Origin of the sequence: Parafrankia irregularis, from assembly GCF_001536285.1 — a bacterium.
GTDB classification, from domain to species: Bacteria; Actinomycetota; Actinomycetes; order Frankiales; family Frankiaceae; genus Parafrankia; species Parafrankia irregularis.
Map to the genome: position 1 here is coordinate 71,672 of NZ_FAOZ01000031.1, position 26,351 is coordinate 98,022.

20 protein-coding genes are annotated in these 26,351 nt (G+C 68.9%); 4 read left to right on the forward strand and 16 right to left on the reverse strand.

All coding sequences use genetic code 11. The features are described from left to right. Positions 1 to 121: 121 nt before the first annotated feature. On the reverse strand, positions 122 to 2,542 hold the full coding sequence (locus AWX74_RS31205) for an MMPL family transporter (protein ID WP_165615863.1): 2,421 nt from the start codon (positions 2,540 to 2,542) through the stop codon (positions 122 to 124). 473 nt (positions 2,543 to 3,015) lie between these two features. Beyond that, positions 3,016 to 3,636, reverse strand: a complete 621-nt coding sequence (locus AWX74_RS31210) for a TetR/AcrR family transcriptional regulator (RefSeq protein WP_165615864.1) — start codon at positions 3,634 to 3,636, stop codon at positions 3,016 to 3,018. A gap of 306 nt (positions 3,637 to 3,942) precedes the next feature. Here AWX74_RS31210 and AWX74_RS31215 point away from each other — a divergent pair, with 306 nt between their 5' ends. The 3 genes from AWX74_RS31215 (at position 3,943) to AWX74_RS31225 (ending at position 7,016) form a co-directional block, all read left to right on the forward strand. Then, complete coding sequence (locus AWX74_RS31215) at positions 3,943 to 4,824, forward strand: SDR family oxidoreductase (RefSeq protein ID WP_165615865.1); 882 nt, start codon at positions 3,943 to 3,945, stop codon at positions 4,822 to 4,824. A 99-nt stretch (positions 4,825 to 4,923) separates the two neighbouring features. After that, complete coding sequence (locus AWX74_RS31220; RefSeq protein ID WP_131799585.1) at positions 4,924 to 5,574, forward strand: ATP-binding protein; 651 nt, start codon at positions 4,924 to 4,926, stop codon at positions 5,572 to 5,574. Positions 5,575 to 6,047: 473 nt separating this feature from the next. Beyond that, on the forward strand, positions 6,048 to 7,016 hold the full coding sequence (locus AWX74_RS31225) for a beta-ketoacyl-ACP synthase 3 (protein ID WP_091284077.1): 969 nt from the start codon (positions 6,048 to 6,050) through the stop codon (positions 7,014 to 7,016). Positions 7,017 to 7,076: 60 nt separating this feature from the next. Here the strand turns inward: AWX74_RS31225 and AWX74_RS31230 are convergent, their stop codons facing one another. From AWX74_RS31230 to AWX74_RS31295, 14 genes are all read right to left on the reverse strand, one after another. Then, positions 7,077 to 7,403 (reverse strand): AMP-binding protein, encoded by a 327-nt coding sequence (locus AWX74_RS31230; RefSeq protein WP_091284079.1) that lies wholly within the window; start codon positions 7,401 to 7,403, stop codon positions 7,077 to 7,079. A gap of 399 nt (positions 7,404 to 7,802) precedes the next feature. Then, positions 7,803 to 8,408, reverse strand: a complete 606-nt coding sequence (locus AWX74_RS31235; protein WP_091284081.1) for a TetR/AcrR family transcriptional regulator — start codon at positions 8,406 to 8,408, stop codon at positions 7,803 to 7,805. A gap of 29 nt (positions 8,409 to 8,437) precedes the next feature. Then, the gene (locus AWX74_RS31240) at positions 8,438 to 10,693 is read right to left on the reverse strand and encodes an AAA family ATPase (RefSeq protein WP_114476437.1); all 2,256 of its coding nucleotides are present in this window, start codon (positions 10,691 to 10,693) and stop codon (positions 8,438 to 8,440) included. A 9-nt stretch (positions 10,694 to 10,702) separates the two neighbouring features. Then, a complete protein-coding gene (locus AWX74_RS31245) occupies positions 10,703 to 11,455 on the reverse strand; it encodes a hypothetical protein (protein WP_091284083.1) in 753 nt (250 codons plus the stop codon). Positions 11,456 to 12,362: 907 nt separating this feature from the next. Then, positions 12,363 to 13,160: an enoyl-CoA hydratase/isomerase family protein gene (locus AWX74_RS31250; protein WP_207550458.1), complete on the reverse strand. Its 798-nt coding sequence runs from the start codon at positions 13,158 to 13,160 to the stop codon at positions 12,363 to 12,365. A gap of 2 nt (positions 13,161 to 13,162) precedes the next feature. Further along, positions 13,163 to 15,244 (reverse strand): ATP-binding protein, encoded by a 2,082-nt coding sequence (locus AWX74_RS31255; RefSeq protein WP_091284085.1) that lies wholly within the window; start codon positions 15,242 to 15,244, stop codon positions 13,163 to 13,165. 7 nt (positions 15,245 to 15,251) lie between these two features. Beyond that, positions 15,252 to 16,904 (reverse strand): acyl-CoA carboxylase subunit beta, encoded by a 1,653-nt coding sequence (locus AWX74_RS31260; protein WP_091284086.1) that lies wholly within the window; start codon positions 16,902 to 16,904, stop codon positions 15,252 to 15,254. After that, complete coding sequence (locus AWX74_RS31265; RefSeq protein ID WP_091284088.1) at positions 16,904 to 18,103, reverse strand: acyl-CoA dehydrogenase family protein; 1,200 nt, start codon at positions 18,101 to 18,103, stop codon at positions 16,904 to 16,906. Before AWX74_RS31265 ends, AWX74_RS31260 begins: the two co-directional genes overlap by 1 nt. 44 nt (positions 18,104 to 18,147) lie before the next feature. After that, positions 18,148 to 19,668, reverse strand: a complete 1,521-nt coding sequence (locus AWX74_RS31270; protein WP_091284090.1) for an aldehyde dehydrogenase family protein — start codon at positions 19,666 to 19,668, stop codon at positions 18,148 to 18,150. Positions 19,669 to 19,741: 73 nt separating this feature from the next. After that, positions 19,742 to 20,242: a flavin reductase family protein gene (locus tag AWX74_RS31275; protein WP_091284143.1), complete on the reverse strand. Its 501-nt coding sequence runs from the start codon at positions 20,240 to 20,242 to the stop codon at positions 19,742 to 19,744. Between the two features lie 217 nt (positions 20,243 to 20,459). Then, entirely contained in the window at positions 20,460 to 22,061 is a 1,602-nt protein-coding gene (locus AWX74_RS31280) for an AMP-binding protein (RefSeq protein ID WP_091284092.1), read from the reverse strand. A 164-nt stretch (positions 22,062 to 22,225) separates the two neighbouring features. Continuing rightward, positions 22,226 to 22,723 (reverse strand): nuclear transport factor 2 family protein, encoded by a 498-nt coding sequence (locus tag AWX74_RS31285; RefSeq protein WP_091284094.1) that lies wholly within the window; start codon positions 22,721 to 22,723, stop codon positions 22,226 to 22,228. Between the two features lie 218 nt (positions 22,724 to 22,941). Further along, positions 22,942 to 23,415 carry a ketosteroid isomerase-related protein gene (locus AWX74_RS31290; protein ID WP_091284096.1) on the reverse strand — a complete coding sequence of 158 codons (474 nt, stop codon included), beginning with the start codon at positions 23,413 to 23,415 and terminating at the stop codon, positions 22,942 to 22,944. A 140-nt stretch (positions 23,416 to 23,555) separates the two neighbouring features. Next, entirely contained in the window at positions 23,556 to 24,869 is a 1,314-nt protein-coding gene (locus tag AWX74_RS31295) for an ABC transporter substrate-binding protein (protein WP_091284098.1), read from the reverse strand. A gap of 264 nt (positions 24,870 to 25,133) precedes the next feature. Here AWX74_RS31295 and AWX74_RS31300 point away from each other — a divergent pair, with 264 nt between their 5' ends. Further along, the gene (locus AWX74_RS31300) at positions 25,134 to 26,351 is read left to right on the forward strand and encodes an acyl-CoA dehydrogenase family protein (RefSeq protein WP_091284100.1); all 1,218 of its coding nucleotides are present in this window, start codon (positions 25,134 to 25,136) and stop codon (positions 26,349 to 26,351) included.

Consider the following 26,351-nt stretch of genomic DNA (forward strand, 5'->3'; position numbering starts at 1 on the left):
GGCTGTGAGCCAGAACGTCTGGCTCACGCTTGGCGTACCTCCTTGACGGAGTTTCGCCTGTTTGTTGGGTAGCTCTCGACGGCTTGGTCGGCTGTGGCCTGTACAGATTCGTATTCACGTTCTATCGCCGGGAGTTGGGGAGGGATTCCGGGCGGCCGCTGGCGGGGGACGTCCGATGACGGGGAATCCGGGACCGGTAACGGTAGAGGGCGCGGTGGTTTGCCGTTCCCGTGCTGGCGCGGGCACCGGTCTGGTCGGGTGTGCGGGGACTGTTGGGCACGGGGATGCTGTCCCGGGTCGGCGATGGGTTCCTCCATCGGCTGCCCTGCCAGCCCAGAGGAAACCCGACCAGGATGGGAACGGTGGGCACAGTCAGTCGGACCCCTCCGACGGTGATCTGCTGGTCGTTCCGCGGCGTCGTTCCGACCTGGCGCAGGCGGCAGAGATGCGCGGCCGCCGGAATGATCGCCATGCGGAGCAGGAGCGCCTCCACCGCGACACCGGCTGCCAGGCCAAGGCCCATCATCTTTAGCGCGCGCGGGGGCTGGGCCGCTATCGCGGCGAAGACGATCAGCATGACCATGTTCATGGTCAGGACGATGTGCCCGAGGTCCGCATGGCCGTGTCGGATGCCGTCCCGGCTGCTGCGGATCAGGCTGCGGCGGGCGCCGTTGCGTATCGAGGGCTGGCTGGCAGCGGGGGAGTGCCCCGGGCCGGCTTGGCTGCGCTCGCCGAGGCGCATGAGAAGGATCAGGTTCATGCCCGGGGCCAGTCCGAAGACCGCCACGATGATCGGGACGAGCACGTAGGGCTCGACGGGGCTGACTGTGACGCCGAGCCGCTGGGCGGGCCCGTTGCTCTGGAACAGCATCCGTAACGCGCCGGTGGAGGCCAGGACGGACAGTGTCGCGCAGGCCCCGAGCACGGCCGCGAGCGCCGCGGATGGCACTACCAGGAAGGTCGCCATCGCGACGCTGACCAGCACGATGAATAGCAGCATCGGTAGCCCGGCCCGGAAGTCGGCGGCGGCGTCGTCGAACAGGGCGGTGGGGCCACCGACATCGGCGGTGGTCACCGAACCGTGCAGGACAGCGGGGAGAACGTCCTCGCGCAGTTTTCGGACGAGGTCGCTGGCCTGCCGGGTCCGTGGGCCGGCAGCCGGCAATACCCGCACCACCGCGATGCCGTGTTTGGCGTCGTCGATGGACACCCCGGTGACCATCACCCCGGGTGTCGCCTTGATCGCGGCGGCGATGTCGGCGGCCGGCACGGTCCTCCCGCCACCTCGTGCCCCTGCGGTCTGGTCGACCGCGACAAGGATGGGCCCGTTCATGCCGGGGAAGAAGCCGTCGCTGATGAGATCGTAGGCACGCCGCGTGGTCATCGAGGTCGGCTCGGTGCCGTCATCGCCGCCACCGAGTCGGACTCCGCTGATCTGGGCGGCTAGGCCCAGCAGCAGGATGCCGGCGGCGAGGGCGACCGGGGCCGGGTAGTGCCCCACCAGGGTGGCCCACCATGACCGCAGTCCGGGCCTGCGTCCCAGCCCGGTCCCGGCGGTTGACAGGTAGTGGCGGTCCGTCCAGCCGAGCAGTCGCGTCCCGCTTGCCGCGATCAGCGCAGGCAGCAGGGTGAGCATCACCAGCGAGGTGATTGCCCCCACTGTCGCAGCGGCGAAGGCGATTCCGCCGAAGCCGCTGAGCCCGAGACCGCCGATGATCAGCGTGGCTATAGTCAGGCTCAGCCCGCCGGCCGCCATCGCGGCCCCGGACGACGCCGTGACCGATACGGCGGCCTGGACGCGGTGCTCGCCGCGCAGCAGTGCCGACTGCATTCGGTAGACGACCACCACCGCGCCACCCAGGCAGATCCCGAAGGCGAGCATGCCGGTGACGATCGGAGCGAACGGCGTCATGATTGTCTTGTGGGCCAGCCAGGCCGTGGCCGCGACGGCGAGCAGGGCGGCGGCGGCTCCCGAGATCAGGCAGACGACGATTCCCGGCTGGGAGCGGAGCGCGGCGCCGACCAGGATGAGCCCAACGAGCACGGCGAAGATCAGTGGTGTGGTCGAGACGTGGCCTGACTGGATCATCGTGGTGCCGGGCCCGGACATCTCGACCTGGAGCTCCGGGCCGTCGTAGGCGCGTGCCGTCTCGATCAAGTGACGTACGGCACCGCGGTTGGGACTGAGCGCCCCTCCCTTCATCATCACCGCGATCATGGCGGTGCGCTGGTCGTCGCTCACGGGGGTGATGCCCAGGACGGCCGGGCCGAGCGGCCCGGTGGGCTCGGCGACCAGAAGCACCCCTGGCAGCTTGGACACCTCGGCGATGAGCGCGGTCATCTGACCGTGGGGGAGCGGGTCAGCGAGGGTCCCCCGTCGGGCCCTCAGAACGACCGTCTCCAGGTCGGGGAGCCGGCCGTCCGGGGATACCGCAGCCACCCGGTCCATGGCCTGCGAGGCCTGGGAGTCGGGCGGCGCGACCTGCTGGGTGTACGTGGCATCGGAATCACGTATGTAAAGCGCTGCGACCAGGCTCAGCACCGCCCAGGCCGTGAGCAGGGGCCAGCGGTAACGGGCACAGCGGCCTGCGAGATGTCCTACGACCCAAACACACCTGTCACGCATACGAACCATCCGAATACCCTAGAGTGGTGAGAGTTAGTCACCATAGGGCGTGATTTGTCCGATTGCTATACCAGTGCACTGGATTCGGCGCGTCTGGCGATGTGCGACCTTCCGTCGCGCCGCGGGCTCATGCTACTGGGTCGGATCGCGGAATGTTACTGGTACAACGCCGTCCGCAAACGGGGCCGGCGATCTCGTCGGCCCGTTCTCGCGGGCGATGTCTCGGGTGCTGCGTCACGTCGTTGACCTGCCGCTCGGCGTCGCGCTGTGTAGGGGGTCGATGGCGGCGGGAGCTCGACGTCCAGGATGCGCCGTTCGCCCGACACGGTTCTCGACTGTCGGCGTCACGTTCTGGAGTTGGTGGAACCATGGCGATTGTCCGCGCAGACCTATGATGAATCTGCCGCGGAGGGTGCCTTCAGACGAGGGTTCTGGACGCCGTTGACGAGGATGTCGATGAGCCCGCCCAGATCGAGCCGTGGGTCAGGGTGGCGGGCAAGTACGTGGTAGAGCAGGGTGCCGATAATGGCGTCAACGATCGCATCGAGATCGGTGCCGTCTCGCAGGGCGTCGCGGTTCGCCTCCAGGTCGAGGCGGTGGAGGATCGCCTCACGGGCCGGTCCGGTGAGGTGTTCGTAGAGTTGAGCAGCGTCGATCTGACTGTCGGCTGCCGCGGCGGCGAGTGCGCGGATCATCACGGACGCGGTCGGGTTGGCCAGCCACTGGCTGTGCTGGATTACCCAACTCTTTAGGTCCCTGGCAAGGTCGCCGGTGTCATGGGGCGGCGCGATCGAGAGCCCGGCCTGCGCAGTCAGCAGGGCCTCGGCGACGACGGCGGCCTTGGAGGCCCATCGGCGGTAGACCGTCTGCTTCCCGACCCCCGCCCGGGCTGCGATCGCTTCGATCGAGAGCCGTTCATAGTTGGCAGAGACGAGCAGGTCCCGAGTCGCGTCAAGGATCGCCCGATCTGCCTGGTCGCTGCGGGGTCGGCCCCGGCGGACGTCGGTCACAGCGCCAAGCCTAGACAAGGACGGCCATCGCTATTAACAATACGAACCGTAACGTAGTCTTCTGTCTGGGGCGTCGGACGGGTCATCGTCCTCTGGAGGTCGCGGATGGCTGAACCTGCCGCTCCGGAGGCGCAGGCGGGGCTGGGCCGCGCCCGGTGCCTGGGTGGACGGGGCCGTGCCGTACGTGACGACTCCGGCATCGTCCGGCCAGGTAGGCACGGTTCTGCCGTGGCGATGGCGTCCATGGGCTCGAAGGCGTCCGTCTGGATCGCTGCGGGCACGAGACGCTTTCCGCCAACGAGACCGATGGCGGGGGACGCGACTGACAAGGATAGAGGCGGTGTCGTGGTCAAGGTCGCTGTAGTGACAGGCGGAGCCGGGGGCATGGGTCTGGCCACCGCGAAAATCATCGGGCGTGACCACCGTCTGGTCGTGTGTGACGTCGACCATGATCGCCTGGACCGGGCGACGGAGGAGCTGCAGGCGCTCGGCATCGACGCCGAGTCGACGGTGTGCGACATCACCGACCGGAAGTCGGTCGACGAGCTCGTCGGTCTCGCGACCTCGCTCGGTCGGGTCACGGCGGTCGTGCATTCCGCCGGTGTGAGCCCACAGATGGGTTCTGCCGAGATGATCATAAAGGTCAACGCGGTCGGAACCGTCAATATTACCGAAGCGTTCTTGTCGGTTGCTGACGCGGGCTTTGCGCTCGTGAATGTCGCTTCCGTTGCTGGGCACATGGCACCTCGCTTCCTCGTGTCCAGGCGCAATTATTCGATGGCTTCGAAGGATGTCGATTCCCTTTACACCAGCCTGGTCGCCGCCGCGAACCGGGGGCCGCGGCGGATTCGGCCGAGTCAGGCCTACGTGCTTAGCAAGCACTTCGTCATACGGTACTCGGGCGCGCAGGCCCACAGATTTGGAGAGAAGAGTGCTCGCATCCTAACGGTATCGCCTGGGTCGGTCGATACTTCCATGGGGCGGCTTGAGGAGGCAGGCGGCTCGCGTCGGCTCGCCGACTGTGCGGCCCTTCGCCGTTTCGGGAAAGCTGACGAGTTGGCGGAACTCCTTGCCTTCTGCGTCAGCGACAAGCCGGGCTACCTTACTGGGACAGATATTCTCTGCGACGGTGGAGCGAAGGTCGGAATAACCTTTCGTGATATGGTAGGAATGGCGTTCAGCGGCTAGTGTGTGCCGAATCGGAATGTTCTCTCGCTCGCGTCGCTCGGCGGGCGCTGTCCGCGGCATCTCGCCCAGTCGACGTCCCTTTTTCGCCCGGAGCTCCGCATGACCCACCGTTCGAACACGGACCCGCCGAAACGCGCTGTCGATCCGTGCTTTGTGCGGCAGCGGGTCTTCCGTCATCCGGCGGATCGCCATGCCATTGGCGACGCCGGCCAGAACGTCATAGCGCAGCTCCGACTTTGGGGCCTAGCAGAGTTGACGGACACCGCCGTCCTTGTCCTTTCGGAACTCGCGACAAGCGCGGTGCTCGCCTCTCGCGGCTCGCATCGCCGCGCCGGTGATCAGACCGTCTCCTGGTTCGCGGTACGCCTTAACTATCGCCGCAACGATCTGATCATCGAGGTGTGGGACCGCACGCTCGAGGATCCGATCCCTCGGGGCACCGAAGCAACGCGCGACCGTGGCTTCGATTTTCCGATCGTCGCGGCTCTTGCCGGTGACTGGGGGCGGTACGCACCCCTTACCCGCGGCATCGGAGACAGCCGCATGGCGGTCACGTGGGGCCGGGTTGTATGGGCCGCGCTGCGCCATGACAGGCCACCGTTCCCGGAAAACACCCGGTTGGCGCGTCCATGCGACCTGCCGCGACGCTCCCCTCCGCCGGTGGTCGCGACCGGCGCACCGAGCGACCCGGCCCTCGTCGATTCGTTGTTGCTGCAGCGAACGGTCGACCGCTTGCGCGTCCTGGGATGATCGCTCCGAGGAATCCGGCATGTCCAGAGGTGTCCTGAGACCGTCCTCGTTCTGGTGGCCGGTTGACGACCGGCGGGAAGCGCGCCCAGGCGGTGGCGTTGGGACGCGATGGGTTTGACCTGCCCGATTCGTACTCACCGGTCGCTGGCCGACAGGCAGGCCAACGACGTGCCGTGGCCCTGCCTGGCTGCCCCGGCGTCAGTGGCTTGTTATGTGGGCCACATCCGGCACCCCTCGCTCGAACTGACGACGCGTGTCAGGCGAGAGGGGCCAGCCTATCTAGGCGAATGGTTTGATGTCCGATAGTAGGAAGGTAGATAATCTACCGGCGTGGCGTTTCGCTCCGTTGCCGTCGCCCCTGGGACCTGCGGTGCGGCTTCTGCGGCGGGGTTTTCTCGTGATCTAGTGGTCGGCAGGTGCAGCTCCTTCCGTTGCTGCGCGCGCTGCGGCCACCGCGATACGGAAGGGGATAGATGGCGGAGGACGAAGTGCTGTCGGAGTCGGGCAGAGGGGCGCGGCTCAGGGGGCTCGGCGCGTACCAGCCGGCGCACAGCCTGACGAGTGAGGAACTCGGGCGTCGCTTCGGCCGAACCGCCGAGTGGATCGAGACTCGCACGGGCTTCGTGTCGCGGTGGACGGCGGCGGAGCATGAGACCGTCGCCGTCATGGCTACCGCCGCAGCGAACGAGGCACTAACGGACAGCCAGGTACCGGCGGAGGAGGTCGACCTGGTCATTGCCGCCACCTGCAGCAACGACCCGCGGGCGGGTGGGGTGGCGGCTCAGGTAGCAGCATCGCTTGGTGCTTCCAACGCGGGCGTCATGGACCTGAACGCCGCATGCGCCGGCTTCTGCTATGCGACTGCCGTGGCTGCGGACGCGGTCCGCGCCGGATCGGCGCACAATGTCGTGGTTGTCGCCTCAGAAAAGATGACTGATATCGTCGATCCAGCGGATCTCGGCACTTCGATCATCTTCGGCGACGGCGCCGGTGCGGCGATTATCGGGCTTGGCGCTCCCTCCGCCATCGGGCCAGTGGCCTGGGGTCATGACGGCGCCCAGGCATCCTTGATCGAGATCGATGGCGGTACCAACTTCCTGCGCATGGATGGTCAAGCGGTCTTCCGGTGGGCGACCACTGCTGTGCATCCGGTCGCTCGCTCGGCCTGCGAACGCGCAGGCATCGAGATGGACGACCTTGCTGCGGTCGTTCCGCATCAGGCCAACCTTCGGATTGTCGACTCGCTCGCGTCGAAGATCGGCGCCCGACGGGCGGTAGTCGCCAGGGAGGGAGCCGTCAGTGGCAACACGTCCGCAGCGTCGATCCCGCTGGCTCTACACGCGTTACGACAGCGGGGGGCGGTCGAGTCCGGTGATCACGCGCTCCTGATCGGGTTCGGCGCCGGTCTGAGCCTGGCCGCCCTGGTGGTCCAGGTGCCCTGAGCGCCTGGACCGTTCGCCGACGTGGGCTCAGGGTCTCGGCGAACTCCCTGTCGGTGAAGATCACACCGGGGTCGGCGTCCTCGACGAGCCCGACGAGCTCGGGACTGTGCGCCGCCAGTTCAGCGGCACGAACGGCCGGCCAGCGCAGTTCGCCCCAAACCAGGTCAGCCAGAACTCCGGGATGTTCTTGCCGATGAACGCGACGTTGGTCCCTTCCTCCCCGAGCCTGGGACGGACCAGCGCACGGCCCAGCCGCTCGGTCGACGCCGCGAGACGCGCGTAGGTGAGGTCCAACGCCCCCGCGCGTAACGCGATCTTGTCTGGTGTGCGATCCGCCCAGTATCTGGCGATATCCGGGAGCGCGCGGATCTCAGGGTGAAGCCACACGCCAACCTCCTCCAGCCCCAGGAGCTGAATTCGCATTCAGTTTCTTGGTGGAGTGTGGCCGCGCTGCGCGCGGCCGGCAAGGAGACGAAGCGCCGACCACTGGAGAAGTCGACAGCCGGAGGGCGAGGTCGCCTCAGCCCCCGGCAGCCTCACTCCGAGTCATGTCGACTGAGTGCTCATCGAGAGGCCGCGTCTCCGTGGCGAGGCGGGCGGCGTCGTCGTAAAAGAGGCCCTCATCGGTGCCGATGAATGCCGGCGTGGCCGGCTACCAAGCGAAAACCGCGTGCGGGTGCGGTGCCAGACTGCGTCCTGCTGGGCTCGGGCCTGCACCCCCACCACCGTTTGGGCGGCTTGCCTTCGGCGGACGTGCCCGATCGCCTTCTGGATAGAGCAGCGGTTCTATGCTGCTTCCGTCAGCATGTGCGCCAAGGCGCTTCGCATGACTTCGAAGCCCATCAGGACGTCGGTGTTGTCCGGGGCCAACAGGTGTTGCAGGGAGATGCCGAAGGATGAGGAGAGGACGAAGCGGGTGATGGTGGAAACAGAGTGACCTTCTCGTTCGACATCTCTGTGATCGCGATGGGTCATGCGGGCTTCAATCATGGTCGAGATTTCGGAGATGAAGCCAGCCACGTATGGGCGGAACGACTCCGAGCTCATCGCGAAGTTGAAGAACTCCAGGAAGCTCCGATACATGTCCGGGCTTTCGCGCAGGACATTCTCGTTGTAGTTCACCAGGGCCAGTGCCTGACCGCGGAGCGTCTTCTGTTCGTCGAGCCAGGTGCCGAGGGTGGCAAGGTAGCCTCGCTGCATGCGGGCGAGGACTGCCGCGAAAAGTTTGCCCTTGGTGCCGTAATAGTAGCTGAGCTGGCTGAGGGCGACGCCGGCCTCCTCGGCTATTCCGCGGAGCGTGACCTGGCCGCACCCTTTTGCGGCGATGGAGGCGAAGGCTGCGTCGAGAATCCGGTCCGCTGACGCTTCTCCCTTGACCGTCGACGCCTTCATCGTCCATTCCCCTGGTGAGCTGATATCACTTACGCCGTTTCGAGCGTCTCCGCCTGCTGCGTGATGGCGGCGAGAGCGGCACGAAAATGGTGCTGGTCGATCGTGAAGGGCTCGAATCGTAGTCCCGGGTGGCGAGTGACGGAGTCGGCGATCGCCAGCATCTTAGCGCGGCCGCACAGGGCAGCCAGATCGGCACCGCTGCGGCCGGCTGTGGCGGCGGCGAGGGCGGACAGGTCGACGTCGTGGCCGAGAGGGGTGGACGCGCACTGGGCGCGCAGGATCGCGAGCCGGGCATCGAGGTCGGGAGCGGACAGATGGATGACCGTGTCGAAGCGCCCGGGACGCAGCAAGGCGCCATCGATGAGGTCGGGGCGGTTGGTGGCCGCGAGCACGACGACGTCGGATGTGGCGTCGAGGTCGTCGAGCTCGAGCAGAAGCTGGCCGACCATACGGTCGCCGATCTGGGAGTTGCCGTCGCCGGCGCCGCGGGTGGGAGCGATCGCATCGATCTCGTCGAAGAAGAGGATGGACGGGGCCGACTGCCGCGCGCGCCGGAAGACCTCCCGGATGCCGCGCTCGGACTCGCCGACCCATTTGGACAGCAGCTCCGGGCCCTTGGCAACGATGAAGTTGACCTCCGTGGTCGACCCGACCGCCTGGGCGAGGAGGGTCTTCCCCGTGCCAGGAGCGCCGGTGAGAAGGATGCCGCGCGGTGGCCTCGCATCGGCGTGGGCGAAACGATCGCCGTAGCGCAGCGGCCAGCCCAGCTGTTCGCCCAGGATGCGCTTGGCCTCGTCGAGACCGCCGATGTCCTCCCATCGGGTGTAGGGCACGTCGCTGGACAGCTCGCGGATGGTCGACAGTCGAATCTCCGCGAGGGCCTTGTGGAAGTCCTCCCGGTGGACGAAGAGCGTCGCGGCGTCCTCAGAGCATTGCCCTGCCCGGTCGTCGCGCAGCGCCTCACGGGCGCGTGCCATGGCGGCCTCACGGCACAGCTGGGCCAGATCGGCGCCGAGGAAGCCGTGCGTGGTGGCGGCGACGGACTCCAGATCGACATCCGCCGCGAGCGGCATGTGCCGGGTGTGAATGGTGAGGATCTCCAGGCGGCCCGTCGTGGTCGGCGGATTGATGGCGATCTCGCGGTCGAAGCGGCCCGGGCGGCGCAGTGCCGGGTCGATGGAGTTGGGCAGGTTCGTCGCCGCCATCACCACGATCTGGCCGCGCGACGCGACACCGTCCATGAGGGCGAGCAACTGGGCCACGACGCGTTTCTCCACGTCGCCCAGGACGGTTTCGCGGTTGGGTGCGATGGCGTCGATCTCGTCGAAGAAGATGACGGCGGCGGGGTGCCTGCCTGCCTCGGCAAACAGGCCGCGCAGCAGCTCCTCGGACTCGCCATAGTGCTTCTGGATCACCTCAGGGCCGTTGACCTGGAGAAAGACCGCTCCGGTCTGGTGGGCCACGGCGCGCGCGATAAGGGTCTTGCCGCTGCCGGGTGGGCCATAGAGCAGGACGCCGCGAGGCGGGTCGATGCCGAGCCGTTCGAAGATTCGCGGATGCTTGAGCGGGAGTTCGACCATCTCGCGGATGCGGGCGACCTCCGTGGTCAGGCCGCCGATGTCGTCATAGCCGGTGGTGGTGGCGCGTGGATCGACGACCGAGATGTCGGTGTCCGGGCCGACGGTGACCACGCCGGCCGGCACAGTCTCGATCACTCGCAGTTCCCCGGTGTGCGGGCCGCGCGTTGCCGTGACGATGGTGCCGGCCCTGACGACCTGGCCGATGATCGCGGGGGGAGCCGGAACGGCGGGCCGGTCCTCCCGGCCCGCCCCGTCCCGGCTCCGGTCCGCCGGCCGGTGGTTCCTTCGACGCCGGTCCGCCGGGCGCCGGCCGTCGGGGCCGAGGAGACGGAGGAGGTGCCCGGCGCCGTTCGCGGCGGCGCCGTCGTCCGCGCCGGTCCTGCGCCACTGCGGTGTGAGGATCACCCGGGCTGCGACGGGCGTGTGCACCGGACTGACCGTCAGCCGCTCGCCGGTCCGGACACCCGCACCAACGCGCAGCGCCTCGTCGAGGGCTGCCGCCCCCGCCGGGATATCCGCGTCGGCGACGCGCGCCGCGGTCCTGGCCACGCCGGTCAGCGTGACCGGGTCGCCCAGCCGAAGGCCGAGCGCGTCCCGGTCGTCGGCGTTCATCCCGATGGTTCCCGGCTCCCGGTCGCGTGTGGGCATGGCGACCACGACATCCAGCACCGGTGCCTCCTGCACTCCTGCTCCGTCCCTCGTCATGGACACCCCTCAGGTCGTGACCTGGCTGCGGCCGATGGCCTGGGCGAGGCCGGGGGTGGCCGGGATCCGCGGCCGCTTGAGGTCCACCACCTGGTAGTAGCTGCACACGGCGATGAACAGGCCGAAGGTGATGAAGACGACGTGGAAGTTGAACCAGCCGTTGATCGCGAAAGGCCCGGTGTTGTGGTACGGCACGAGCGACAGCGGAATGAAGCTGAGCGACGCGACCAGCGCGAGCCAGCCCGCCCACTTCGGCATCAGCGCAGGCTGGGTCCGATCCTTCAGGACCAGGAGGAAGACGGCGATGCCCTCGATCGTGGTGATCCAGTAGGTGATGTCGAAGCAGTACCAGCCGACCAGGTGGACCGTCCTGATGATCTCTGGGTCGACGCTACCCGCGTTCGCGGCGCACCACGCCCACATGGCCGGCGGGAACATCACGACCCACACCGTCAGCAGACCGCCGGTCAGCTGGAGCAGTGACAGGATCGGCGCGGGCTCGCGCCGCCACATCTGGACGCTCAGCTGGCTGCACCAGACCATGTACAGGACGCCGGTGGCCGCCGACAGGGTCTGGCCGAGCAGGATCCCGTCGTGGTGCTTGAGGTAGTAGTTCTGGACCAGCTCCGCGGCGGACCAGCTCGGATCCGGCGGCGGGTAGTTGTGCGGTAGCACGATGAAGGTGATCCCGTAGAGGATGACGTAGGCGATGCCCGCGTAGGCGCACACGATCTGTATGCGCCGCGACAGCGTCTCGTCCATGCGGAACCTCCCTTTCTGTAGAGGCTGGCAGTAGTCCGTGCCAAGAATCGGACGGACGTCCGATCTATAAATGGGACGATAGAGGGGAGTCCCGGACGCCGTCAAACCGCGTCGGCGGCGGGGGGCAAGGTGACGGTCGGTCGGCGCCGGTAGCCGTCGGTGCTGGTCACGCTCGGCGGTGGTCGAGCCACTCCCTGGAGGGTGTCGCGGAGCGGTACGAGGGCGGCGCCGAGGCTGGCCAGCGGCCTGGGCGTGGGGCCTCGGGAGGGCAGTCAGTCGCGGAGGGTGCCAGGAGGCGGCCCTGAACGGCTCCGCCGACGCTCGTTGGTGACAGCGTCCTCGGGGAGGCCCCTGGGATCCGCCGCGCGTCCCGCGACGAATTCGGCCCGAAGTGCAAAAAATTCCCCGCACGGATGGGAAATCCGAGCGGGGTGCAGGGAGCCGTTACAAGGACGACTTGAAGCGCATATCTGATATTTGTGCTGAATGGCTGATCGAGAGCTTGCCCGTGATCGCGCAGTCGCATATGAAAATGTGGAGCGAATTGCTCGATTTTTATACGGAAGCCGATGCCAGGAGCAACAATGATGACCTTCGACTCGAATCCGACTTCGGCGACGCCCGGGAACCCCTGTGCATCGAGTTAAGGATGCTGCCCTTCGGCTCTACCGTGACCGCTGGTCGGAGCAGATTGTTACTCAGGCCTACGCCTTGGTGAACCAGGTAAGAGCGGACCGTGCGGCGGCACTCGGACCTGGGCGCTTTCGTAGCTGACCGAATGAGTCCCGGGGCCCCCGCATGTGATGCTGCGAGCGCCGAGACCATACGGCAATGGGCGGATGCCCCGAACGTCGAGGGGCCAGCCCGTTCCGGGCGCACCGGACAGAACCGGGTTGACCCGTCGCCGTCACCGTCCCGACCAGCGGGGCTCCCGTTTCTCACGGAAGGCGGCGACACCTTCTCGGATGTCCTCGGTGCCGCAGGCCAGGGCCAGCTGGCCGCGCAGATGGTCCAGCGCCGCGCCGAGTGGGAGGTCGCGCGTGGCGTCCAGGGCGTTCTTCCCCATCCGCATCAGCAGCGGGGAGCGGGAGGCGACGAGCCCCGCCCACCGGTCGACCTCGGCGCCGAAACCCTCAGCGGGCACCACCGCGTTCACGATGTGCAGGCCGGCGGCCTCGGCCGCGGAGATCAGCCGACCGGTCATCATGAGCTCGTTCGCCTTCGCCCGCGGCACGCTGCGGTAGATAAGCGCCGAGATCATGAACGGGAACACGCCCACGTTGATCTCCGGGCAGCCGAACCGCACGCCATCCCGCGCGATGATGAGATCGCAGGCGAGTGCCAGCCCGAACGCGCCGGCGAGCATGTCGCCGTTCGCCGCGCAGATGATCGGTTTGCCCAGTCCGCCGAGCAGGCGGAACAGCCGGGGGAAGCGATCGAGAGCGGTGTACTTCTCGATCAGCGGGGAGTCGTCCGTGAACGCCTTGAGGTTGCCACCACTGGAGAACACCCGGTCATCGGCTGAGGCCAGGATGACCACCCGCACGGCGTCGTCGGCCCGGGCCTGCTCCAGGCGGTCGAGCAGCTGGTCCAGCAGTGCGTCGCCGAGTGCGTTGCGGGTCGCCGGATCATCCAGAGTCACCGTGGCGACGCCGCTGGGATCGACCTGGTAGCGCACCAGGGTGGTGATCGGCGCCTCGCCCATGGTCACCCCTGCGCCGGTGCCGGAGCGGGCTCGATGACGGCGAGCAGCCGGCCGCCTTCCACGACGGCCCCGACGGCGGCCGTCATCTCTCGCACCACGCCCTGATGGGGCGTGGTCACGGTGTGCTCCATCTTCATCGCCTCCAGGACGAGCACGACGTCTCCGGCCGACACGTTGTCGCCCACATCGACGGCGACCCGCACAACCGTGCCTGGCATCGGCGCCACCAGCGAGCCGGGCGCGACAACGGCGCCGGGCTCGCTGAACCGGGGCAGGATCCGTACGACGGTCGTCCCGCCACGTCCGTGGACGTACGCGACCGGGCCGTGCCAGCCGACCTGCAGCAGGGAACGTACGCCCGCGACGGTAATGCTGACGGCGGCGGACCCGTCCGGCCGCGCCTCCACCCGGTGCAGGGCGACCTGGGCCCGCCGGCCATCGATCCACACGTCGAAGCTTTCCGGGCTTTCCGGGCCGGCCGGGCTGTCGGCGTTGTCGGGGCTGCCGGGCTTCGGGGCACGGTGGTGGATGCGGCGGTAGCCGACCTCGATCGTGGAGCCGTCGACCTCCGTCCTGACGACCTGCGGGCTGTTCCCGACGTTGCGCCAGCCGGTGGGCAGCGTCGGCAGCAGCATCCGCTGGGATCGCCTGGCCTCGGCCTCGGCCAGGACGGCCGCTGCCAGGTGGGCCACCAGCCGGTTCTCGTCCGGAACGGGCGCGGCGAGCTTGGCCGGGTCATGCCGGTCGAGGTAGCCGGTGTCGATGTCGCCGGCCTGGAACTGCCCCTCGCGCAGAATCGCCACCAACAGGTCCCGGTTGGTCGCCAGACCGTCGATGCGGCTGCGCGCGAGAGCGCCGGCGAGGCGGCGTGTGGCGATCTCGCGCGTCGGTCCGTGAGCGATCACCTTCGCGAGCATCGGGTCGTAGTACACCTCGACGGTCGATCCGGCGCCGACGCCGCTGTCGACCCGCACACCGGGCAGGTCGGGCACCTCGAACTGGAGGAGCGTCCCGGCCGAGGGAAGGAAGCCCGCCGCCGGGTCCTCGGCGTAGAGCCGGGCCTCGACGGCATGCCCGTCGATCCGGGCACGCCGCAGTTCGTCGGGCAGCGGGGCGCCCTCGGCGACCTGAATCTGGGCGCGCACCAGGTCCAGACCGGTGATCATCTCCGTGACCGGGTGCTCGACCTGCAGCCGGGTGTTCATCTCCAGGAAGAAGAACTGCCCGGACCGGTCCAGGACGAACTCCACCGTGCCGGCACCCACGTAGCCGACGGCGCGCGCAGCCGTCACCGCCGCGTCGCCCAGCCTCGCCCTCAGGGCGTCGTCGACCGCGACGGACGGCGCCTCCTCGAGGATCTTCTGGTAGCGCCGCTGCACGGAGCACTCCCGCTCGAACAGGTGCACAACCTCGCCGTGCGCGTCGGCGAAGACCTGGACCTCTATGTGGCGGGGCCGTTCGACATAGCGTTCCAGGAACACGGTGCCGTCACCGAAGGCCGATTCGGCCTCCCGGTACGCGCTCGTGACGGCGCCGGCCAGCTCCTCCGGCCCGGTGACGATGCGCATGCCGCGCCCGCCGCCGCCGTAGACGGCCTTGACCAGCAGCGGGTAGGCGAGATCGGCGGTGGCTGCGCGCAGCCGGGCCTCGTCGGCACGCAGCTCGGCGTCCACCAGCAGGCCGGGCAGCACCGGCACCCCGGCCGCCGCCATGATCTTTTTGGCGGTGGCCTTGGACCCCATGGCCTCGACGGCTTCCGCCGGCGGCCCCACGAAGATCACTCCGGCCTGGCTGCACGCCCGCGCGAACGCGGCGTTCTCCGACAGGAACCCGTAGCCGGGATGCACCGCGTCCGCGCCGGTGCGCTGTGCGGCGGCGAGCACCAGGTCCGCTCGAAGGTAGGTCTCGGCCGGAGTCGCCCCGGGCAGGCGTACCGCCTCGTCGGCCTCGGCCACGAAGGGGGCGTCGGCATCCGGGTCGGAGAACACCGCGACCGTCGCGACGTCCATCTCGCGGGCGGTGCGGAATACCCGGGAAGCAATCTCTCCCCGGTTCGCCACCAGCAGTTTCCTGATCGTTGTCATCGGGGGCTCACATCCGGAAGACGCCGTAGCCGCGGCGTCCCTCGACAGGCGCGCAGTGCGCGGCGGACAGCGCGATGGCAAGCACAGTGCGGGTGTCGCGGGGGTCGAGCACACCGTCGTCGTAGACGCGCCCGCTCATGGCGAAGGCGTGAGACTCGGCCTCGATCTGCCGCTCGATGGCCTGCCGGCGAGTGGCGTCGGCGGCTTCGTCGAACGGACGGCCGGCGGCCTCGGCCCCGGCCCGCCCCACGATCGACAGCACGCCCGCGAGCTGCGCCGCGCCCATGACCGCGCACCGCGCGCCGACCCAGGAGAACATGAACCTCGGGTCATAGGCGCGCCCGGACATCCCGTAGTTTCCGGCGCCGAACGAGGCCGCCATGTTGATCGTCAGATGCGGCACGGTGCTGTTCGTCACGGCGTTGATCATCTTGGCGCCGTCCTTGATGATGCCGCCCTGCTCGAACGCGGTGCCGACCATGTAGCCGGTGGTGTTCTGCAGGAACAGCAGCGGAGTGTCCACCTGGTTCGCGAGCTGGATGAACTCGGCGGCCTTGCGCGCCTCCTCGCTGAACAGCACGCCGTTGGCGTTCGCCAGCACCCCCACCGGGAAGCCGTGCACCGCCGCCCAGCCGGTCACCAGGCTGGTGCCGTAGTCGGGTTTGTACTCGCCGAACCGGGACCCGTCGACGACGCGGGCCAGCACCTCGCGGGGATCGAACGGAATCCGGAAGTCCGCCGGGGCGATGCCGAGCAGCTCGTCGGGGTCGTAGCGAGGCGGCTCGACGGGCAGGCTCGGGCCGGGCCCCAGCTTGCGCCAGTTCAGCTCGGAGACGATGCGCCGGCCGATGCGGATGGCGTCCGGCTCGTCGAGGGCGAAATGGTCGGCCAGGCCGGAGACCCGTGCGTGCATGGCGGCCCCACCGAGCTGCTCGCCGTCAGCGTCCTCGCCGGTCGCCATCTTCACCAGCGGCGGGCCGCCGAGGAACACCTTCGCCTGACCGTCGACCAGCACCGCGTAGTCGCACATGCCCGGGACGTAGGCACCGCCGGCGGTGGCGTTGCCGAACACCAGCGCGATGGTCGGAACACCCATGGCGGACAGCTCGGACAGATCGTGGAAGATCTTCCCGGCCTGCACGAACAGATCGGCCTGGTTGGGGAGGTCCGCGCCACCTGACTCGACCAGGTTGACGACCGGCAGCCGGTTGCGCCGGGCGATCTCCAGCGCCCGCAGCGTCTTGCGCAGCGAGAACGGGTTCATCGTCCCGCCGCGCACGGTCGGGTCGTGCGCGATGATCACCACTTCGACCCCGGCCACCTGACCGATGCCGGTGACCACGCTCCCGCCCACCGTGAACTCGCTGCCCCAGCCGGCCAGCGACGACAGTTCGAGGAAGGGGGAGTCCTGGTCGACCAAAAGCTCGATGCGCTCCCGCACCAGCAGCCGGCCTCGGGCATGGTGACGCTCCCGGTAGCGGGGGCCGCCGCCGTCGATCGCGGCCGAGAGCTGGGCGTCGAGCTCGGCCAGGTTCGCCAGCTGGGCGCGCCGATTCACGCGGTACTGCTCGCCGCCGATGTCCAGGCGCGAGGTCAGGACCGTGCCCTCCCGCACGCGCGCGTGCCCGGTGTACCCGGCCGCCGACGTCGTCGTCCTCATCAGTACGACCGGGGGAGGCCGAGGCTGTGCTGGGCCACGTAGTTGAGGATCATCTCCCGGCTCACCGGCGCGATCCGCAGCAGCCGGGCCAGCCCCCACAGCGGTACGAGGCCGAACTCGGTGGCCATGCCATTGCCGCCGTGCGTCTGGATGGCCTGGTTGACCGCGCCGACAGCCGCCTCGGCGGCGGCGTACTTCGCCATGTTGGACGCCTCGGCGGCCGAGATCCCGTTGTCGTGCTGCCAGGCGGCCTTCCGGGTCATCAGCCCTGCCAGCGCGACTTCGATGCGCGCGACCGCGAGCGGATGTGACACCCCCTGGTGCGTGCCGATCGGGGTGTCCCACACCCGCCGTGAGGTCGCGTACTCCGCCGCCCGGCGCAGCGCGTTGCGCCCGATGCCCACACACAGGGCGGCACCGGTGATGCGCTCCGGGTTGAGCCCGTGGAAGACCTGGCGGAAGCCGTCACCCTCCTCGCCGACCAACGCGTCGGCGGGCACCCGCACGCCGTCGAAGAAGAGGGTGAACTGCTTCTCCGGCAGCCCGGCGGACACCGGCAGCGGATGCGCGACGAGTCCGGGGGCGTCGGTGGGCACCAGGAACAGCGACAACCGGGTCCGGTCGCCGCCGCCGGCGTCCCCTGGTCCGCCCGTCCGCTCCTGGCCGCCGGGGGCCCCCTGTTGGTCGGTGCGGGCCACGACGAGGACGGCGGCGGCCTCGTCGAAGCCGGAGATGTAGTACTTCTGCCCGTCGAGGACCCAGTCGGAGCCGTCGCGCACGGCGCGGGTGGCCAGGCGGTGGGTGTTCGAACCGGCGTCCGGTTCCGTGATGGCGAACACGATCTTGTGGCTGCCGTCGGCGAGGCCCGGCAGCCACCGGCGACGCTGGTCGTCGTCACCGAACCGGGAGATGACTTCGCCGGAGATCGCGGCCGACACGAGCAGCAGCAGTAGCGGGCAGCCGGCCGCCGCCGCCTCCTCGCACACCGCGGCGAGCTCGACGATCCCCCCGCCTCCGCCGCCGTACTCCTCCGGCAGGTTGACGCCGAGGAATCCGGACTCCGCGAGGGCCGCCCAGGCCTCGTCGGTGGGCACGCCGGCCGTCGCCCGCTGCGTGTAATACGTGCCGCCGTACGGCGTCATGATGGCCGCCACCGCCTCGCGCAGCGCGCTCAGCTCGGTGCTCTCGCCGAAATCCATGTCGTCTCCAGTGACCCTGTTTTTGCGCGCTCGTCGGGGTGATGTCAGGGGGCGCCGGTCGGCGGGGTCCCGAGCACGAGGGCGAACGCGGCACGGTTCTCCAGCCCGCCGGAGCGGTCGAGGGAGATGAACTTCGCCTCGGTGTACGCGTCGAGGGCGTTCGGGCCGCCCTCACGACCGAGCCCGCTCTGCTTGAAGCCGCCGAACGGGTACGCGGGGTTGATCACATGCCAGTCGTTGACGTAGACCATCCCGGCCTCGAGCTGGCGGGAGACGTCGAGCGCGCGTTCCTCGTCCCGGCCCCAGACGCCCGCCGAAAGCCCGTAGTCGGTGTCGTTTGCGATCGCCACGGCCTGGGCCACCGAGTCATACGGCAGCACGGTCAGCACTGGGCCGAAGACCTCCTCCCGCACGATTCGGGACTGGTTGGAGACACCGGTGACCACGGTCGGCTCGACCCAGTAGCCGTCGGCGAACCCGGGGCCGCTCGGCACGCCGCCACCGAACGCGATCGTCGCCCCGTCCGCGAGCGCCGACTCCAGGTAGCCCAGGATGCGGTCGCGTTGCCGCGCGCTGATGACCGGGCCGACATCGGTGGCCGGATCGAGCGGGTCGCCGAGGCTCAGCGTGGCCGCCCGCGCCACCAGCCGTCGCACGATCTCGTCGTGCAGTTCGCTCGGCACCAGCAGCCGGGTTCCGGCCTCGCAGGCCTGCCCGTTGTTGGCGAGCGCGGCGAACAGCGCGCCATCGACCGCGAGGTCGAGGTCGGCGTCATCCAGGATGATGTTGGGGCCCTTGCCGCCGAGCTCGAGTGTCACCCGCTTCACGGTGTCCGCGGAGGCGGCCAGGATGGATTTGCCGACCTCGGTCGACCCGGTGAAGGCCACCTTGCGCACGTCCGGATGCCGGCACAGGTGTGCGCCGACCGGGTCACCGTCGCCGGTGACCACGTTGAGCACCCCCGGTGGCAGCCCGGCCGCCTCGCACTCGCGTGCCAGTTCGAGCGCGATCAGCGGGGCGTGCTCGTCCGGCTTGAGCACCACCGTGTTGCCCGCGGCGAGCGCCGGGGCGACCTTCCAGACGATGACCAGCAGTGGGATGTTCCACGGCACGATCGCGCCGACCACGCCGAGCGGCTCGCGGCGCAGCACTCCTTCGGCCGGGATCGGGCCGATCGCGGGGCCGGGCCGCTCGAACGGGTAGGTCTTCGCCAGGTCTGCGAGGTAGCGAAGCTGGCCGATCGACAAGCCTAGATGCAGCGCGCCGGTGACGCGGATGGTCGCGCCGTTCTCCCGGGTCTGCAGCGCCGCCAGCTCGGGCAGGCGCGCCTCGATGCGGTCGGCGACCGCGTGCAGCAGGGCTGCCCTTTTCTCCGGTGGCGTGCGGCGCCAGTCGCCGGCCTCGTGCGCGGCCTTCGCGGCGGCCACGGCGCGGTCGACGTCGTCGGTGCTCCCCTTCGCGACGGTGGCCACTAAGTCGCCGGTCGCCGGATTGCGGATCTCGAGCCGTTGCGCTGAGTCGACCCATTCTCCGTCGACGTAGAAACGGTAGTGCGGTGTGGACATGACATCCCCTTCCCTGGTGCTCCCAGGTCTTGTCTGGAACGGGCGGGTCGCGCTCGGCGGCATGGGCGGCCGATCAGTCGACCGCGTGCAGTCGTCGGTAGCGGCTGCGGTAGTAGAGCAGAGGATCCCGTTCGTCCCGCGCCCGCAGGAACTCGACGCGACAGGTGACGATGTGGTGGTCGCCGCCGTCGTAGACCTCGGCGACCGTGGCGCCCAGGTGTGCGGCGACCCCGTGCAGGGCCGGCGCGCTGTTGGGCAGTGGGGACCATGCGACGCCGGCGAACTTGTCGGTGCCGCTTCGCGCGAAGCCGTTGCTGATCGCGTCCTGCCCCTCGCTCAGGATGTTGATGCAGATCGCCTCGGCCGCGGCCACCACCGGCCACGACGTGGACGTCTTCGACGGGCAGAACAGCACCATGGGCGGATCGAGGGACAGCGACGTGAACGACTGACAGGTCAGGCCCACCGGCTGCCCGTCCACCTGGGCCGTGACGACGACGACTCCGCTCGCGAAACGCGACACGACATCACGGAAGCGAGCCTCGTCAACGGGCTGGCGAGAATCTGTCGTCATGATCATCTTCCGCTTCTGCTCTCTTCTTTGATCAGTCGTCGGCGGGTCAGGCCGGATCCGTCCGGCCTGTGCCGCGGGATTGGCCCGATCAGCCGGATGTTCCTGGCGGCTGATCGATCGCCGTCTCGCACGCGCAGACCCGGCGGCTACAGCTGGACGCTGATGCCGAAATGGCCACATCGGGTCATCGGGCGTCGTAGCGGTCGCCCGCGGGCTGTCAGCCGATCTGGCGGTCGCGGCCCGCCCAGTACGGCGTGCGCAGTGCCTTCTTGTCGACCTTGCCGGCCGGGTTCACCGGCAGCGCGTCGACGACGTCGATGCTCTTCGGCGCTGGCACGCCGCCGAGCGCGCGCCTGACGTGACCGATCAGATCCGCCACCTCGGCGTGCTGACCGCCGCGCGGCACCACCACCGCGTGCACCGCCTCGCCCCACTTCGGGTCGGGGATCCCGAAGACCGCCGCCTGGGCGACCGCCGGGTGGGTCTGCAACACGTCCTCAACCTGCCGGGGGAAGACGTTGAAGCCGCCGCTGACGATCATGTCCTTCTTGCGGTCGACCAGGTAGAGAAAGCCGTCCGGGTCGAGGTAGCCGATGTCGCCGGTGTGCACCCAGCCGCCCCGCAGCGCCTCCGCGTTGCGCGAGGCGTCGAGGTAGCCCAGCATCTGGCCCAACTGGCGGGAGCAGATCTCCCCGATCTCCCCGACCGGAAGCTGCTCGTCCGCCTCGTTCTGGATACTCACCCGCACATAGGGCAGCGGACGGCCGGCGGAGGCCAGGCGGGCGGCACTGCCACCCTCGCCGAGCTGGTGGTCCTCCTTGCGCAGACAGGAGACGTAGCCCGGCTCGGTGCCCGCGTAGGTCTGCACGAAGATCGGCCCGAAGGCCTCCAGCGCCTCACGGAGCCGTTCCGGAGCGATCGGGGCACCGGCGTAGACCATCGTTCGCAGCGACGACAGATCGAACGCGGCGCGGCGCGGATGGTCCAGCAGCAGATAGACGATGGTCGGCACGACTGCCGTGGCGGTGATCTTCTCCCGCTCGACTGTCGCCAGCAGTGTGTCGACGTCGAGCCCGGGGAGCATCACGCTCGTCCCGCCGCGCAGGAAGGTCGGCATCACGAAGATCTGCGTGTAGTGGGTCAGCGGCGCGCCGTGCGCGAAGATCTCGCCGGGGCGGATGTCGCCGATCTCCAGCCCAGCGGTGATGCTGTAGTGCGCCCAGGTGAAGTGGGAGTTGACGACTCCCTTGGGTTCGCCGGTGCTGCCGGAGGTGAACAGGACGTAGGCCTCGTCGTGCTCGTCGAGTGGCACCGCCGGGGCGGTGTCGCCGGGCTGCGCACCGAAGACGTCCAGATAGCCGACGGAGCCGGGGAGCGGGGCGCTGCCGGTCTCGGTGCCGGCGTTGGTGCCCGGGGCCTGGAGTCTGATGACGTGCTTGACCGCGGTCGGCTCATTCTCGTCGCCGAGCAGCTCGGCGACGACCTCGTCGAACTGGGAGTGGTAGATCAGCGTGGTAGCGGCCGTCTGGCGCAGGTTGGAGCGGTGGACCGACGCGCTAGCACGGGCCGGCATCTGCACGAGGACCGCTCCGGCCTTCCAGATGCCGTGCTGGGTCGTAATGAACTCGGCGACGTTCGGCAGAAGCAGGCCGACCCGCTCGCCCTTGCCGACACCGAGTGCCACGAGGCCGTTGGCGACCTGGTTCGCCTGCCGCCACATCTGCCGGTAGGTCAGCCTCCGGTCGCCATCAATAATCGCTGTCGAGTTCGCGTTGTGTAAGCAGGCTCGATCGAAAACTTCGGGCAGTGTGCCCCACATTGTCGTTCCGTCTCCGTCCGGGCGGCTACAATGGCCGGTCTGCCGCCTTCAGGGCATTGCCGGCAGGCCGGCGCCGGCTCGTGGTGACCGTGCTGGTTGGTACATGACCTGTTCGGTCTTGTTCTTGTCCGGCGCCTGCCGGTCTCGGGCGAATGCGCCGCTGGTCAGCCCAGGGCTCTCGGATCGAAGTCGGCCGCCCAGTAGTGGGGCGTGAGAACCGGCAGACCGAGCTGTTGGAGCACCGGGACGTCGTTCCAGTTCGTCAGCTCACGGTCGATGCGTCCGTCGGCGTCGAACTGGTGCCAGGTCTGGCCCCGGGTGCTCAGTGTCTGGCCGCCGGTCGGGACGCCGCGGAACCGGGAGAGGCCTTCGGCCGTCCAGCGCCACAGGATCGTCACGGCGAACGCACCGGCGGCTCCGGTGGTCTCGATCGCGTCAAGGATGTCGAAGCTGTGTAGCCCCAGGCCGTTGCTGATGTCGGAGTTGGCGAACGGGGCCAGCCGCTCGCGCAGTTCAGCGACGTCTGTCGCGGTGTCGTAGACGTGGTCGATGGCGCGGCGGTCGTCATACAGGACGTTGGCGGCGTACAGCGAGAGGGCCGCCTCGGTGTCGCTGGTGATCGCCCTCGTCCAGCGCTCGGCGTGGTCTTGTCCTCGGCTCATCGGCGTGCAGCTCCCTGGTCAGATCTGGTGTACGTGCGGCTCGAGCGGCGTCGCGGCAGACCTTCGCGCAGCCCGTGGGCTCACAGGTGCCAGCTCGTGGGCTCGCGCGGCCCCGCGGCCCCGCGGCTCGGGGTCGGCGCGGCTCGCGGTTCATGCGGCTCGCGGTTCATGCGGTTCGCGGTCGGTGCGGTGCGCCGTCGCGCATCAGCTGGCGCGCATCAGCTGGCGCGCGTCGCGGCTGCGACCGGCGGCCCGGCGACACCACCGTGGACTGACAGCGGCAGGCCGATCGCGGCGAGTGGGGCGACCGCGTCCCAGTAGGTCGACTCGCGCCTGATGCGCCCGTCGGTGTCGTAGACGTGGAAGGTCTGACCGCTGGTGCTGAAGGGCTTTCCGGCGGTGGGCACGCCGAGGAAGGCCGCGGCCCCGTCAGGTTCCCAGGACCACCGGATGATGCCGCTGCGGGAATCGCCGATGTACTCGTCGATGCGGAAGCAGTTGATGCCGATCCCGTTGTCCCGGTCCGCGTTCGCATACGGGGCGAAGACCCGGTGCAGCTCCTCTTTGTCGGTGATGGACTGGTCTAAGATCAGATCCTCGAAGAGGAAGTCGTCGGCGTAGAGAGCGCAGACCTTCTCCGCGCTCTCACGGAACGCCTTCAACCAGAGTACGGCGAATCGGTACGAGGACATGCAGGTTCCTTTCCTGCTACTTAACGAAATGCCGCGGCAGGCCGTCGGCTTGTCCCCGAACCGTAGATTGATCCGACGCCGGGCGCGTCACCCCTCGGGGTCAAAGACACCTCCCCTTGGGGTGAAACGCGTGGGTGACGTCAGGACACGGTCTGGATCTGGCCGCAGACCGGCCCGTCCCCGACGAGCTGATAGCTCTGCCCGGTGGGGTCAACCTGGACGACGTTGAGGCAGGCGCTCGGCAGCGTGTAGGTGCTCAGGTCGATTGCCGGGCGCACCAGCCCGCCGCCGTCGTAGTGCCGGACCGAGCGCAGCGCGTCGATGAACCCGGCCCGGGACGGGCAGGGCCCGGCCTCCTTGAGGCCCCGCAGCATCAGATCGGCGGCGAGCCAGCCGTTGAGCGCCAGCTGGTTCTCCTGCACGGTGATCTCGGGGGCGTACTGCGTCAGGGCGTTGAAGTACTCCTGGTGGGCGGGCAGTCCGAGTTCGAAGGGGGCGGTCACCTGGCCGATGTACATGCCCGCGAGCACGGGGCCGGTGCTGATGAGTGACGCCCTGTCGTATCCGTTGGGGAACAGCGGGACGGCGATCCGCGCACCCGCCTCCCGCAGCGCCGACGCCAGCTCGCCCCAGATTTCGGGGGTGACGACCCCGGTCACGACGTCGGCCTGGGCGGCGACGATCGCCTCGGCCATCCGGTCGACGTTCGACAGGGAATAGAGCCGGAGATTCGTGTATACCGTCGGGATGCCTGCCCAGCGCATGCTGGCCGAAAGGGTTGTGGCGAGCTCCTGTGAGGACGGGACGTTGACGACCGCGAGTACCGCCGCCCGGGTGCCGCCCTGTTGGCGGGCGATCTGACCCCAGGCGGTGGTCACGGCGGTCTGGCTGACCAGTGAGGACCAGGTGAACATGTTCCTGTGGTTGTTCCAGACGGCGGAGGGGCCGAGGCCGGTGACCGGCACGCCCTGCGCGTCCAGGTAATGCGCCGAACCGGCCTCGGCGACCGACCCCTCGATCACGGCGAAGACCTGCTCCTTCTCGACGAGGCGAATGGCCTCCGTCAGGTTGGTCTCCGTGTTCGCCCTGTCGTCCGCCCTGGTGTAGGTGATCTCGCGGCCGTGGACGCCGCCGCGGGAGTTCTCGATCTCCAGGCGGGCCGCCAGTCCGTCGCGGAACCCCCGGAATGTCGTGGAGAAGCTGCCGGAGTCCGGGTACAGGACACCGAGCTCAATGGCGTCCGGCTCCACTCCGGGGGAGATGCACGCCGCCGCCGGTGTACTCGTTTCGCCAGCGCTGCAGGCTCCGGCGGCGATGAGCGCCGTCGCGAGTAAGGCGGCGGTCATCACAGCCCGTAGCCGTCGCCGCGCCTGCCGGGCATTGCCACCACTGCCGCGTGGCCCTGTGCGGGCCCCGTCCCGTTCCGCGACCGGGATGGTGCTCGGCGTTTGCATCGGATTCTCCGTTCAGCAGGGTGTCCGGTAACAGGGATGGAAATCTGAAGTTCGCGGAATGAGCCGCTCTGACGGAGGAGTCAGGCCGCTCCCTGGGGGGAACGCCGAACGGTGACGCGTGGCCGGCCTTCCCCGCGCCGGTCCGCGCCTCACTCCGTCGAAGGGCGGAAGCTCTCCCCGAGGGCGATTCGTCTCAGGTTCGTCTCAAATACGTTCGGTTCCATACGGCCGATGCTGGCGAGAAGACGAGGAGTGATTCGGCGAATGGGCAAGCACGATGTCGAGATGACCCCGGACGAGCAGGCGGAGGTGTTACAGGCGGCTCGCTCGCTGGCGAAGGAGTTCGCCGAGATCGGGCCGGGGGCTGACGCGGAGAACCGTTTCCCGGTCGAGCTCGTCGCGCGGTACAAGGAGAGCGGTCTGGTGCCGCTCGCGGTGCCGAAGAAGTACGGCGGCCTGGGCGCCGACATCTGGACGACCGCGCGTGTCTCCCGCGAGCTCGCGAAGGGTGACCCAGCCATCGCGCTGGCCTTCAACATGCACCAGACGATGGTGGGAATCTTCCGCGGGCTGCTCGACGAGCCGACCCGGGAGCGGGTCTTCGGGCAGGTCGTCCGTGAAGAGAAGATCATCTGTGGCCCGTTCAGCGAGGATCGGGCCGGCCTCTCCGGGCTCGCGGACACGATCGCGGTGCCCGACGAAAGCGGTGGCTGGCGCATCACCGGTAAGAAGACCTGGGCCACGCTGTGCCTCGGGGCCGACATCATCGCGTTCAACGCGACGATCACCGATCCCGACGGAGTGCTCCCGACCGACTTCCAGGACCACGCCTCGCGCGAAGCCGTGTTCGTCCTGCCCATGAACAGCCCGGGAATCAGCGTCGTCGAGACCTGGGACACGATGGGCATGCGTGCTACGGGCACGCACACCGTGGTGTTCGACAAGGTTCTGGCACCCACCGACTCCTACGGCGGGAACTTCCGCCAGGGACTTTTCGGCGAGTTCGAATGGGCCTCGATGAGCTTCGCGGGTGTCTACTGCGGGCTCGCCGAGAAGGCCTACCTTGAGACCCGCGAGATTCTGAAGAAGAAGACGCTCGGCGCGACGATGGAGGGATCCGACGTCGCGCTCAAGGGCGTCGGGTACGTGCAGCACGGGCTCGGGCGGATGTGCCTGGAGACCGAGGCCGCCATCCGTACGCTGGAGGCGACCGCCCGCATCCTCATCGACGGACGCGACGCCGAGTGGAACCCGATCGCGCGGACGGCATTCCTCGACGTCGCCAAGGTCACCACGACCGAGACCGCGATCCGGGTCACCGACACGGCGTTGCGGCTGGTCGGCGGCTCCTCGTTCCGCCGCGGACACGTCCTTGAGCGCCTCTATCGGGACGCACGCGGCGGCCCCTTCCACCCCATGACCACGGACCAGGCATATGACCTGCTGGGCCGCAGCGAACTGGGCCTGCTCGGCGCACCGTAG